12 protein-coding genes and 1 pseudogene are annotated in these 11319 nt (G+C 73.6%); 4 read left to right on the plus strand and 9 right to left on the minus strand.

What is annotated here, in order from left to right; translation table 11 throughout:
- Window positions 1-12: 12 nt before the first annotated feature.
- The 5 genes from NI25_RS34120 to NI25_RS34140 are packed head-to-tail and all read right to left on the minus strand — an operon-like array spanning window position 13 to window position 2963.
- Window positions 13-411 carry a VOC family protein gene (locus NI25_RS34120; RefSeq protein WP_061446161.1) on the minus strand — a complete coding sequence of 133 codons (399 nt, stop codon included), beginning with the start codon at window positions 409-411 and terminating at the stop codon, window positions 13-15.
- Complete coding sequence (locus NI25_RS34125; protein ID WP_061446162.1) at window positions 405-803, minus strand: tautomerase family protein; 399 nt, start codon at window positions 801-803, stop codon at window positions 405-407. Before NI25_RS34125 ends, NI25_RS34120 begins: the two co-directional genes overlap by 7 nt.
- A gap of 50 nt (window positions 804-853) precedes the next feature.
- Window positions 854-1762: a phosphotriesterase family protein gene (locus tag NI25_RS34130; protein WP_061447213.1), complete on the minus strand. Its 909-nt coding sequence runs from the start codon at window positions 1760-1762 to the stop codon at window positions 854-856.
- Window positions 1759-2346, minus strand: a complete 588-nt coding sequence (locus NI25_RS34135) for a DUF4865 family protein (protein ID WP_061446163.1) — start codon at window positions 2344-2346, stop codon at window positions 1759-1761. The genes NI25_RS34130 and NI25_RS34135 overlap by 4 nt, the downstream gene beginning before the upstream one ends.
- Window positions 2347-2390: 44 nt before the next feature.
- On the minus strand, window positions 2391-2963 hold the full coding sequence (locus NI25_RS34140) for a TetR/AcrR family transcriptional regulator (protein WP_233520802.1): 573 nt from the start codon (window positions 2961-2963) through the stop codon (window positions 2391-2393).
- A gap of 203 nt (window positions 2964-3166) precedes the next feature.
- On the opposite strand from NI25_RS34140, the gene NI25_RS34145 reads away from it, so the two are divergent.
- The 3 genes and pseudogenes from NI25_RS34145 to NI25_RS34155 all read left to right on the plus strand — a co-directional run bounded on the left by NI25_RS34145 (window position 3167) and on the right by NI25_RS34155 (window position 6754).
- Window positions 3167-3451: an SHOCT domain-containing protein gene (locus NI25_RS34145; protein WP_061446165.1), complete on the plus strand. Its 285-nt coding sequence runs from the start codon at window positions 3167-3169 to the stop codon at window positions 3449-3451.
- Complete coding sequence (locus NI25_RS34150; RefSeq protein WP_061446166.1) at window positions 3448-4197, plus strand: ABC transporter ATP-binding protein; 750 nt, start codon at window positions 3448-3450, stop codon at window positions 4195-4197. The genes NI25_RS34145 and NI25_RS34150 overlap by 4 nt, the downstream gene beginning before the upstream one ends.
- A pseudogene (locus NI25_RS34155) lies at window positions 4194-6754 on the plus strand (ABC transporter permease). The gene NI25_RS34150 and the pseudogene NI25_RS34155 overlap by 4 nt, the downstream one beginning before the upstream one ends.
- Window positions 6755-7105: 351 nt before the next feature.
- Here NI25_RS34155 and NI25_RS34160 read toward each other — a convergent pair.
- Together NI25_RS34160 and NI25_RS34165 are read right to left on the minus strand one after the other, a co-directional pair.
- Window positions 7106-7654 (minus strand): ATP-binding protein, encoded by a 549-nt coding sequence (locus NI25_RS34160; RefSeq protein ID WP_199561066.1) that lies wholly within the window; start codon window positions 7652-7654, stop codon window positions 7106-7108.
- Window positions 7655-7839: 185 nt separating this feature from the next.
- Entirely contained in the window at window positions 7840-8163 is a 324-nt protein-coding gene (locus tag NI25_RS34165; protein ID WP_007446867.1) for a hypothetical protein, read from the minus strand.
- Between the two features lie 358 nt (window positions 8164-8521).
- Between NI25_RS34165 and NI25_RS34170 the strand changes: the two genes are divergently transcribed.
- Window positions 8522-9646 (plus strand): PLP-dependent cysteine synthase family protein, encoded by a 1125-nt coding sequence (locus tag NI25_RS34170; RefSeq protein WP_061446168.1) that lies wholly within the window; start codon window positions 8522-8524, stop codon window positions 9644-9646.
- A gap of 20 nt (window positions 9647-9666) precedes the next feature.
- Here NI25_RS34170 and NI25_RS34175 read toward each other — a convergent pair whose 3' ends face one another.
- Window positions 9667-10140 carry an SRPBCC family protein gene (locus tag NI25_RS34175; RefSeq protein ID WP_061446169.1) on the minus strand — a complete coding sequence of 158 codons (474 nt, stop codon included), beginning with the start codon at window positions 10138-10140 and terminating at the stop codon, window positions 9667-9669.
- Between the two features lie 230 nt (window positions 10141-10370).
- Window positions 10371-11195, minus strand: a complete 825-nt coding sequence (locus NI25_RS34180) for a DeoR/GlpR family DNA-binding transcription regulator (RefSeq protein WP_061446170.1) — start codon at window positions 11193-11195, stop codon at window positions 10371-10373.
- Window positions 11196-11319: the final 124 nt, after the last annotated feature.

The following is an 11319-nucleotide window of genomic DNA, read 5'->3' on the forward strand; positions in this document are numbered from 1 at the left end:
ACGCCGTGCGCCTCAGGCGGCGGGCCCGTCGCCCCCGCTCGGGGCGTGGCCGAGGTCGACGACGCAGAAGATGTTGTCGTCCGGGTCTGCCAGGACGACGAAGTCGGGATCGGGCGGGTACAGGTCCCACTCGACGGCCCGCGCCCCGAGGCCGATCAGCCGCCGCACCTGCGCCTGCTGCTCCTCGGCCGAGTCCGTGTACAGGTCGAGATGGAGCCGGGGCCGGGGTTCGGGCGGGGAGTCGCTGCGCATCAGACCGAGGGCGTGCCCGGAACCGTCGGCGTACTCCAGCGTGCGCCAGGTCTCGCTGCTCCACTCCTCCGCGGCGACCAGGGGCAGCGCCTGCGTCCAGAAGGCGACGGCGCGGGCGAGGTCGGTGACACCGATGACGGGGATTCCGAGTCTCAGCATGATCCCGACCCTACGTACTGCGCGCGCCCGTTGCCCAGCGACCAGTCGGCTGAGGTGTTCTCGGTCAGCGTGACGAAGACGTTGCCGGGGTCCGTGCCCGCGTACTCCTCGGCGAGCTGGGCGATGCGGCGGTACAGCGCCTGCTTCCGGCCGGTCGTCCGCCCCTCCCGCAGCGCGATCGCCACGAAGACGATGCCCTCGTCCCGGCGCACGCCGAGGTAGCCGTCGTAGCGCAGGGTGCGGCGGGCGGGGTCGTGGGCGGTCAGGACCTGGAAGCGGTCGTCGGGCGGAATGCCGAGCGTCTCGACCAGGGCGTCGTGGACGGCCTGCCCGAGGGCGTCGAGACGGTCGTCGTCGGCGCCGCCGTACGCGTCGATACGGACGAAGGGCATGAACTCTCCTCCTGTCGGGTGGGGCCGGGACGGGGCCGCTAAGGGGGGTGTCAGCGCCACTCGACGGCGAACGCCCGTGCCGGGTTCTCGGTGAGGATCCGCCGCACCAGCTCCTCGCCCACGGCGAGCGCCAGCCGGGGGGCCACACGGCGCAGCAGGTACGGCATCCCCGGACCGCCGTCCACCGAGCGGGCGGCAGCGGTCGTCGTGTCGCCGCCGAGCAGCAGCCGGTCGCCGAACCCCGCCTCGGCGAGTTCCCGCACGGCCTCCGGCATCCGCCAGTCGGTGGCGTGATGCGCCCGCGACGGCCCGTCGAAGGCCAGCCAGCAGCCCGACCCGGCGGCCTGCCGGTGCACCACGGCGTCGGGGGAGCGGTTGAGGTGGCCGAGGACCACCCGGCCGGGCGGCACGCCCCACTCGCCGCACAGCGACTCCAGTACGTCCAGGGCGGCGGTGCCCAGCTCCAGGTGCACCGCGATCGGCGCCCCCGTCGCGTGGTGCGCCTCGGCCGCCGCCGCCAGCGTCCACCGCGCGTGCGCGTCGAGCCCGTGGAAACCGCCGGCCACCTTGATCAGCCCGGCGCGCACGCCCGACGTCCCGATGCCCCGCGTCAGTTCGGCGACGAAGACCCCGGCGGCCCGGCCCCGCAGCGCCGCGAGCGTGTCCTCGTCGTAGTGGACGTCCTGGTGGAGTCCCGTCGCGGCCACCACGTGCACGCCGGTGGCCCGGGACAGGCCCGGCAGATCGGCGGCCCGCCGGCCCAGTCCGTACGGCGTCCACTGCACCACCGCGCCGCCGCCCCGTTCACGGAACGCGGCCAGCTCCGCCCGGGCCGCCGCCGCGTCGTCGAGTTCCTGGCCGGGCAGCCGGGGACTGGCGAAGAACAGATGGTCGTGCGCGTCGCACACGCCCAACTCCTCACCGGGCACGTCCCCGAGGACCGTACGGACGGCGCTCACCACTGGCGCCCCCTCGGCAGCAGGCCCCGCCCGGGCGCGGAGAGGTGCAGCACCCGGAAGACCTCGCCCACGGCCCCGTCCGGCGCCTCGCCCGCGTGGAGCGAGAAGTGCGCCAGCTCCCAGCGCCCGGTGTCCACGACCGCCGCCGCGAGCAGCGCCCCGTCCACGGCCGCCAGCCGCCCGGTCTCCCGCACCGCCCCCGCCGCGACCTCCGACAGCGGCACCCCGTCCGGCACCGGCCGCCGCCGCAGGACCGCCACCCGCGCGGGCGAGCCGGCGGCACCGCCCTCCTCGTACGCCAGGCCCGTCCACTGCCGGACCGAGGGCCGGCCGAAGTCGTCGGTGGGCCGCTGGAAGGCACCTTCCCAGAGGAAGGAGTTCATGCCCTCCACGGTGTGCCACAGGTAGAACGGCGCGTACCGGTTGACCGGCGAGCCGTCCTTCCCGCGCTCGCGGATCAGATACGCCTTGAGGCCGAGCCCTGGCCAGTCGTCCAGCAGGTGCCCGGTACGGGCCACGCGCTCCCTGATGACGTCCATCGAGTAGTCGGCGGGCAGAGTGAAGCCGTACTGCATGGCATGCACGGGTACGTGAATCCTCCGGTCGGATCGGGTGGGCGTGAAGTCCGCTACCGCGTGCGGGTGTGCGACGGCGCGAGCAGCGCGAGCAGTCCCCGGACCCCCGCGTCGAAGGCGGCGGGCGAGCCGGAGGCGCGGGCCAGGACGTAGCCGCCCTGGACGGTCGCGACGACCGCGGCCGCGACCTCCTCGCCGTCCAGCCAGGGCGCGAACTCGCCCTGTTCCCGGCCCTCCTCCACCAGCTGGGCGATCTGCTCGCGGAGCCAGTCGAGGGTCTCGTCCACGGGGGCGCGCAGGGCGTCGTCGGCGATCACGTCCGGGTCCATCGTCAGGCGGCCGACCGGACACCCGCGCAGCACGTCGCGCTCGCGCAGCAGATACGCCTCGATGCGCTCGTACGGCGTGCCCGGCCCGGCGAGCACGGCACCGGCGGCGGCGCGCATCTCCCGGGCCGTGCGCCGGATCGCCGCGAGCGCGAGATCGGGCTTGCCCTTGAAGTGGTGGTACATGCTGCCCTGCCCGGCCCCGGCCCGCTCGAGGATCGCCTTGGGGCTGGTGCCCACGTACCCGCGCTCCCACAGCAGCTCGCGCGTGGACTCGATCAGTCGTTCCGAGGTGCTCATGCACCTACTGTACATACTAGTAGTTACAAATCGAGCGGCCGACGCAACCCGGAGAGGCGAAGCCGGCGGAAGCAGACGCGGACCTCCGGAGTACTCCCCGCGGGGTACGCACACCGCCGCCGGCCGTACGACGACCCGGACCCCCTCCCGGAGCCAGGCTCGGAAGCGACACAAGGGACATCGCGACCGAGGAGTTGGACGACATGGAGACCCTGGCACAGTTCGGCGACGGCGGGCCCGGCCCGTGGATCCTGCTCTTCCCGGTGATCTGGGCACTGGTCATCGGCGGCGGCATCACCCTGCTGCGCCGCACGGTGTGGCGCGGGCGCCGCGGACCCGGACGGCCGGCGACCGTCGCGGAGAACTCGCCCATCACCGTGCTCGGCCACCGCTTCGCCTCCGGCGAGATCGACGAGGACGAGTACTGGCGCCGGCTGTCCGTGCTGGACGAGCAGTTCGGCCGGACGGGCAAGGGCGGTGCGGCATGACCACGACGACCGTCACCCGGGCCGCCGCCCGGGTCGTGGACGCCGTGAAGGTGTACGGCGGTGGCGACACCGCCGTACACGCCCTCGACGGCGTGAGCGTCGACTTCCCGGCCGGCCGCTTCACCGCCATCATGGGACCGTCCGGCTCCGGCAAGTCCACCCTGATGCACTGCGCCGCCGGACTCGACACGCTCACCTCGGGCACCGCCCGCATCGGCGACACCGACCTGAGCACCCTCGACGACCGTCGGCTCACCCTGCTGCGCCGCGACCGCGTCGGCTTCGTGTTCCAGGCGTTCAACCTGGTGCCGACGCTGACCGTCGCCGAGAACATCACCCTCCCCCTCGACCTCGCCGGCCGCCGGGGCGACACCGAGTGGGTCGACGCGCTGATCGACGTGGTCGGACTGCGCGACCGCCTCCACCACCGGCCCGCCGAACTCTCCGGCGGCCAGCAGCAACGCGTCGCCGTGGCCCGGGCCTTCGCCGGGCAGCCGGACGTGGTCTTCGCCGACGAGCCCACCGGCAACCTCGACTCCCGCTCCGGCGGCGAGGTGCTCGGCCTCCTCGGCCGCACCGTGCGGCAGACCCGGCGCACGGTCGTCATGGTCACCCACGACCCCGTCGCCGCCGGCCACGCGGACGAGGTCGTCTTCCTCGCCGACGGACGCCTCGTCGACCGCATGGACGCGCCGACCGCCGACAAGGTCCTGGACCGGATGAAAGCCTTCGAGGTGCCCTCATGAACGCCTCCGTCCGCCTGAGCGTCTCCTCGCTCAGGGCCCACAAACGCCGCTTCGCCGGGACGTTCCTCGCCGTGGTCCTGGGTGTCGCCTTCCTGGCCGGCACCCTGGTCATGGGCGACACGCTCCGCGCGAGTTTCGACACCATGTTCGGCAACGCCGCCGGCGGCACCGACGCCGTGGTGCGCAGCGCCGACGCCATCACCACACCGGGCGAGAGCCAGGGCGTACGGCAGCCCGTCGGCACCGACCTGGTCCGGACGATCGAGCGGGTTCCCGGCGTCGCCGCCGCGGCCCCCAGCATCCAGGGCGCGGGCCAGCTCGTCGGCGCGAACGGTGAGCCGATCGGCGGCCAGGGCCCACCCACCCTGGCCGGCAACTGGATCACCGACCCGGAGCTGAACCCGTACCGCCTCGCCGAGGGTCACGCCCCGCAGAAGTCCGGCGAGGTCGTCGTCAACCGCGGCACCGCCGAGAAGGGCGGCCTGGCGATCGGCGACACCACGACCCTGCGCACCCCCGACCCCGTCCGCGTCACCGTCGTCGGGCTCGCCACCTTCGGCGGCGAGGACGGCATGGCCCAGGTGACCTACACCGGCATGACCCGGGCCGACGCCGAGAAGTACCTCACCGCGCGGCCGGGCAAGGCGGCGAGCATCCAGGTGCGGGCCGGACCGGGCGTCGGCCAGCAGGAACTCGTCGACCGGCTGACCCCCGTACTGCCCAAGGGCGTCGAGGCCATCACCGGCCAGGAGTCGGCCGCGGAGAACACCGACATGATCTCCAGTCAGTTCCTGACCCTGTTCACGACCTTCCTGCTCGTCTTCTCCGGCATCGCCCTGCTGGTCGCGACCTTCTCGATCCACAACACCTTCGCCATCGTGGTCGCCCAGCGCACCCGCGAGAACGCGCTGCTGCGCGCCCTCGGCGCCTCCCGCCGCCAGGTCACCGCCGGCACCCTCGCCGAGGCGGCCGTCGTGGCCGTGACCGCGTCCGCCGCCGGACTCGCGGGCGGCATCGGCATCGCGGCCGGACTCCAGGCCCTGTTCCCGGCGATCGGCTTCCCGTTCCCCGACGGCGCCCTGGTGATCAGCGCCCTGTCGCTGCTGCTCCCGCTCGCCGTCGGCGTGGTGGTCTGCCTCGGCTCCGCCCTGCTGCCCGCGGCCCGGGCCGGCCGCACCGCACCGCTGGCCGCGCTGCGGGAGACGGCCGTGGACACCTCCGGCGCCTCCCGTGCGCGGGCACTCACCGGCACGGCGCTGCTCGCGCTCGCCCTCGCGGTGACGCTCGTGGGGGTCCTGCTCACCCCGTCGGTGTGGCTCGCGGGACTGGGCGCCGTCCTCACCCTGGCCTCCTTCGTGGTGCTCGGCCCGGTCGCCTCCGCCACCGCCGTGCGGATCCTCGGAGCCCCGCTGAGCCGGCTGCGCGGCGTCACCGGCGTCCTCGCCCGGCGCAACGCGCTGCGCAGCCCCAAGCGGACGGCGGCCACCGCCGGGGCGCTGATGATCGGCGTGGCGGTCGTGTCGCTGTTCACGGTGTTCGGCGCCTCGCTCAAGGCGACCATGGACCAGACCGTCTCCCGTTCCTTCGCGGGCGACGTCGCCGTCAGCGCGCCGTCCTTCGGCGCGGGCGGCAGCGGCCTGAGCCCGCGGCTGGCCGGCGCGGTCCAGGAACTGCCCGAGGTGGACACCGCCGTCGGCCTCGGGCGGGGAGTGGCGGAAGTGGACGGCGAGGGACGGGCCTTGACCGTCACCGACCCGGTCGCCCTGGACCGCACCTTCGACCTCGCACCGTCCACGGCTCGCTCGGCGACCTCGGCACCGACGGCATCGCGGTCACCGCGAGCGAGGCGGACAAGCAGGGGCTGACCACCGGCGACACCACGCGACTCACCTTCACCGACGGGCGCAGCGGAACCTTCACCGTCCGCGCGGTCTACGGAGAGTCCGAACTCGCCGGCGACTACGTCATCACCCGCGCGGCCTGGGCCCCGCACCGCACCCAGGACTCCGACACCCTGGTCGCCGTCGCCTTCGAGGACGGCGTGGACGTGGACGCGGGCAAGGCGGCGGTCGAGCAGGTCGCGGGCCGGTTCGGCAACCCCGAGGTGCAGACCCGCGCCGAGTACGCCGAGTCCTCGGCGGGCGGCATCGACATGATGCTGACGCTCGTCTACGCGCTGCTCGCCCTCGCGGTGCTCATCGCGCTGCTCGGCATCGCCAACACCCTCACCCTGGCGGTGCACGAGCGCACCCGCGAACTCGGGCTGCTGCGGGCCGTCGGGCAGACCCGGGCCCAGTTGCGGGCCATGGTCCGCTGGGAGTCCGTCCTGGTCGCCGCCTTCGGCACGGCCGGCGGGCTCGGTCTCGGCGCCTTCCTCGGCTGGGTCCTCGTAGCGGCCTCCGACGGCGCCTCGGACAGCGCGTTCGCCTTCACCGTGCCGCCCGTGCGGCTCGCGGTGGTGGCCCTGGTCGGCCTCGCGGCCGGCGCCCTGGCGGGACTGCGCCCGGCCCGGCGGGCCTCCCGTCTGGACGTACTGCGCGCGGTCGCCGCGGAGTAGCCCGTGCTCGCCCGGTGATCCCCGGGCGAACCCGGCCGCCGGTGCGGCACCCGCCCTTCACCCCACGGCGGGTGCCGCACCGGAGCGGAAGCGTTCCGGACACCACGCCCCTTGCCGGCGGTCCCGCCTTCCACGTCGGCCGCCGGCCCACCCCGTACCGGGCCCGCTGCCGTTGGCCGCCGAGTGTCGTGCCGCCGCTCTCCGCACCGTCCCGCGTCCTCCGGACGGCCGACGCGCCGTCAGGGGCGGTACCGACCCGCCGGTTGCCGACGGCCGGGGACGCGGACCCGCCGTGCGGACGCCGCCGGGACCGCGGTGCACGGTCCGCGGCAGTGGACGGTCACCGCCCGGTCAGCCGACAACGGCCGACCGGGCGGGAGCGGGTTGGGGACTGCCGAGCCCGACCGCGTGCTCGGCCTCGGCGAACGCGGCGGCCGGCACCTCCTCGACCAGACGACGCGGCGGACGGGCCGACACGGGCGGTGCGGCGGGCGGCTGGGCGGTGACGGCCGTCGGGAGTGTGAACCAGACGACCTTGCCCGATTCGCCCTCCGGTCGCGCGCCCCAGCTCTCGCTCATCGCGGCCACCATCGCCAGCCCCCGCCCGCACGTCGCGAGCGGCTCGGCGTCGTCCACGACGGGCAGCCGCGGATCGTGGTCGCGCACGGAAACCGTGAGCCGGTCCAGGAGGAGTTCTATTTCCACGGTGCACGTCTTCTCGGGCCGCGCGTGCAGGTGGACGTTGGTCAGCAACTCCGTCACGCCGAGCACCGCCCGGTCGATCAGGAGATCCATATGCCAGTAGCGCAATTGCGCAGATACGATTCTGCGGACCTGGCCGATCCGCGACGGCAGGGCTTGCAGCTCCACCGTGCAATGTCTGCTTGGGTGAGTGATCACGGCTGCGACTCCCCGACATAGAGGTCCGGAAGAACACGGAGTTCGGATCCAGCGAGGCGCACACGGCGCACGCCGCCCGCTGTCATGCCCGGCGGGCTGGTTCGCAGCGTTATCGCCGGTAAACCCAGAGTGACGTGAGACCAGCGTGACGCAAGGGGTGAGGTACCGCAACTTACGGACATCTCTCAGACGCGGCGTCCGGCCGCCCTGCGCACCGCCTCGATGAAGCGGCGGGCCGCGGGCGGGCCCGGCTCGCCGGGTGCGGGGTCACGCTCGCCGAGGGTCAGCAGATACCGCTTGCCGTTGAGGTCGGCGAGCGCGCGGTCCTCGGGACCGAACCACGGGCGGGAGGCGCGCACCGCCTGAACCGGCGCGCTGTCTATCTCGCTGCCGTAGCTGGTGAGCAACTCGACCCGGCCGCCGCTGATCCGGACCGTCCCGGCCCGGGTGAGTGACCGCAGCCGTTTGCCGATCCGCACCCCCGTGGCCCTGAACTCCGGCTCCGCCATGGCCGTCGCCCCCTCGTGCCCGTCGGTTGCCGGACCGTGCACCGACCGCGGTGCTCCCGGTACCGGCTCGTGTCGTGCTCCAGTGTGCGCCCGCGACGGGAATCCGGTCCCGCCGCTGGCAGTCTGCCCGGACCGCGCCCCGAGCACCAGTACGCGCCGCCCCTTTCCGGAGGAGACCGGAGCACTCGCGCGAATGCGCCCCCTCCACCGCGCCCCCGCCCCTCCGCGGCGCCGCCCCAGGGGGCCTTTGGGGCTCTCAAAGAGGTGTTTATGCAGGTGAGAAGCGTGTGGAAGGTGTTTATGATCGAGCTGTCGGCCGCGCTGTCCGCCGTCGGCGCGCAGCGTAAGGAGCCCAGAAGTGAGCACTGACCGGCAGACCGCACCCGGCGCCACCCTTGACGTCGACCGCAGCGACGCCTCCTACCGCACCTGGCTGAAAGAGGCCGTCCGCAAGGTCCAGGCCGACGCCAACCGCTCGGCCGACACCCACCTTCTTTTGTTTCCGCTCCCGGAGCGCTGGGGCATCGACCTGTACCTGAAGGACGAGTCGACCCACCCGACGGGCAGCCTCAAGCACCGCCTCGCCCGCTCCCTGTTCCTCTACGGCCTGTGCAACGGCTGGATCCGTCCGGACCGACCGGTGATCGAGGCGTCCAGCGGCTCGACGGCCGTCTCCGAGGCGTACTTCGCGAAGCTGATCGGCGTGCCGTTCATCGCCGTCATGCCCCGCACGACGAGCACCGAGAAGATCCGGCTGATCGAGTTCCACGGCGGACGGTGCCACTTCGTGGACGACTCCCGGCGGATGTACGAGGAGTCGGCCCGCCTCGCGGCGGAGACCGGCGGCCACTACATGGACCAGTTCACCTACGCCGAACGCGCCACCGACTGGCGCGGCAACAACAACATCGCCGAGTCGATCTTCCGCCAGCTGCGGCTGGAACGGTATCCCGAGCCGTCCTGGATCGTCGCCACGGCCGGTACCGGCGGCACCTCCGCGACCCTCGCCCGCTACGTCCACTACATGCAGTACGACACCCGTGTCTGCGTCGCCGACCCGGAGAATTCCTGCTTCTTCGAGGGCTGGACCACCGGCGACCCCGACGTCTCCTGCGACCGCGGCTCCCGCATCGAGGGCATCGGCCGGCCCCGGATGGAACCGAGCTTCGTCCCGGGCGCGATCGACCGCATGATGAAGGTGCCGGACGCGGCGAGCGTCGCGGCGGTGCGCGCCCTGGAGCGGGCCGTGGGACGCAAGGCGGGAGGCTCCACGGGCACCGGGCTGTGGAGCGCGCTGAAGATCGTCGCCGAGATGGTGGCCGCGGGGGAGCGGGGCAGCGTCGTGACGCTGCTGTGCGACCCGGGGGACCGGTACCTCGACAAGTACTACTCGGACGACTGGCTCGCCGGACAGGGCCTCGACATCGAGCCGTACACGGAGGCGATCGAGTCGCTGCTGCGCACGGGGGCCTGGCCCCACTGACCGACCACGGCCGTGCCGGGCTACGGACGCCGCAGCCGCCGGTCCAGGGACGTCACCGCGCCCCGGAAGGCCCGTCCCAGTCCGGGACGCGCGCGGTCGAGCACGAAACGGAACAGCGCGGTGCCGTCCGCCGCGAACGTCCACCGCACCCGCGTTCCGGTACCGGCCGGCATCAGCCGCCACTCCTCCAGCATGGCCCGGGCCCCCGGTGTGTTGGTGACGTCGACGCGGTAGGCGTACACCTCGGGACGCTCGGCCGCCAGCACCGTCTCCACGAAGCGCGTACCGCCCCTGAGCCGGATTTCGCGCCCCGCGCCCTCACCGATGGGACGGGCGAAGGTCACCGCGGAGAACCACGCCGTCCAGCCGGGCACGTCCTCGGCCAGGGCGCGGAAGACCGCGTCCGGAGCGGCGGAGACCTCCCGCGCGAAGACCAGGCGTACCGGCGCCGTCTCGACGAAGTCGAGACCCACCGGTCGCAGTCGGCGCGCCATGACCACCACCCCCTTGTGCGAAGCCGCGCGTGCGGACGATCGGCCGGGTGGCGCCACCATAGCCCCGGGCGCGTCGGGTGTCAGTGTGGCGGGCACCACACGGAATGCCTGCGCGGTGCCTCACCGGGCAGCCCGCGCGATGCCGAGCACGGCAGGCGCCCTCGCGCACACCGAAGCCGAAGCCGAGTCCGAAGCCGAAGCTGAATCCGAATCCGGCGCCCACGCCGACGTCAGTCGGCCGCGGGCTCCGGCTCGCCCGCCACGACCAGTCCGAGGTGCTCGGCGACCTCCGCGCGAGCCCCCGCCGAGAGGCCCGAGTCGGTCACCAGCGTGTCCACCTGCTCCAGCGCCGCGAACGAACTCAGGCCCACCACGCCCCACTTGGTGTGGTCCGCCACCACGACGACACGCCGTGCCGACTGGACGAGACGCCGGTTGGTCTCGGCCTCCGCGAGGTTCGGCGTGGACAGGCCGGCCTCGGCCGATATGCCGTGCACACCCAGGAACAGCACGTCGAAGTGGAGCGTCGCGATCGCCTGGTCGGCCACCGGGCCCACCAGCGAGTCGGAGGGCGTGCGCACCCCGCCGGTGAGCACCACTGTCGCCGCGCCCTGCCGCGCTCCCGAGGTGCGCTGCGCCACGTGGAACACGTCGGCCACCCGCACCGAGTTGGTGACCACCGTCAGATCCGGCACGTCCACCAGCCGGTGCGCCAGCGCGTACGTCGTCGTGCCGCCCGACAGGGCGATCGCGGCGCCCGGCGCGACCAGTTCAGCGGCGGCCCGTGCGATGTCCTCCTTGGCGGTCGGCTCCAGACCCGACTTCGCCTCGAACCCGGGCTCGTGGGTGCTCGCCTCGGCCACCGGGACCGCGCCCCCGTGCACCTTCTCCAGGACCCCCTGCCGGGACAGCGCGTCCAGGTCGCGGCGGACCGTCATGTCCGACACGCCGAGCTTGCGGGTCAGCTCGTTGACCCGGACCCCGCCCCGGCGGCGGACCTCGTCGAGGATCAGGGCGCGTCGCTGCTCCGCGAGGAGGTTGGGATTCTCACTCACGTACGCTTCGGTCCTTTCGCCGCAAAACCGTCCGACACGCCGACGCACTCGCTCCGATGAGGACTTCTCCCCGCACCCGTGCGCGGACGTCCCATCCTCGCACGCCCCGCGACGGCCCGCGCCA

This window comes from Streptomyces sp. CCM_MD2014, from assembly GCF_000772045.1.
In the GTDB taxonomy this organism is placed as follows: Bacteria; Actinomycetota; Actinomycetes; order Streptomycetales; family Streptomycetaceae; genus Streptomyces; species Streptomyces salinarius.

What these genes read in the sequence shown, in the direction of transcription:
- NI25_RS34120 (WP_061446161.1), bottom strand. Translation starts at nt 411, where the DNA reads ATGCTGAGACTCGGAATCCCCGTCATCGGTGTCACCGACCTCGCCCGC.
- NI25_RS34125 (WP_061446162.1), bottom strand. Translation starts at nt 803, where the DNA reads ATGCCCTTCGTCCGTATCGACGCGTACGGCGGCGCCGACGACGACCGT.
- NI25_RS34140 (WP_233520802.1), bottom strand. Translation starts at nt 2,963, where the DNA reads ATGAGCACCTCGGAACGACTGATCGAGTCCACGCGCGAGCTGCTGTGG.
- NI25_RS34145 (WP_061446165.1), top strand. Translation starts at nt 3,167, where the DNA reads ATGGAGACCCTGGCACAGTTCGGCGACGGCGGGCCCGGCCCGTGGATC.
- NI25_RS34150 (WP_061446166.1), top strand. Translation starts at nt 3,448, where the DNA reads ATGACCACGACGACCGTCACCCGGGCCGCCGCCCGGGTCGTGGACGCC.
- NI25_RS34165 (WP_007446867.1), bottom strand. Translation starts at nt 8,163, where the DNA reads ATGGCGGAGCCGGAGTTCAGGGCCACGGGGGTGCGGATCGGCAAACGG.
- NI25_RS34175 (WP_061446169.1), bottom strand. Translation starts at nt 10,140, where the DNA reads ATGGCGCGCCGACTGCGACCGGTGGGTCTCGACTTCGTCGAGACGGCG.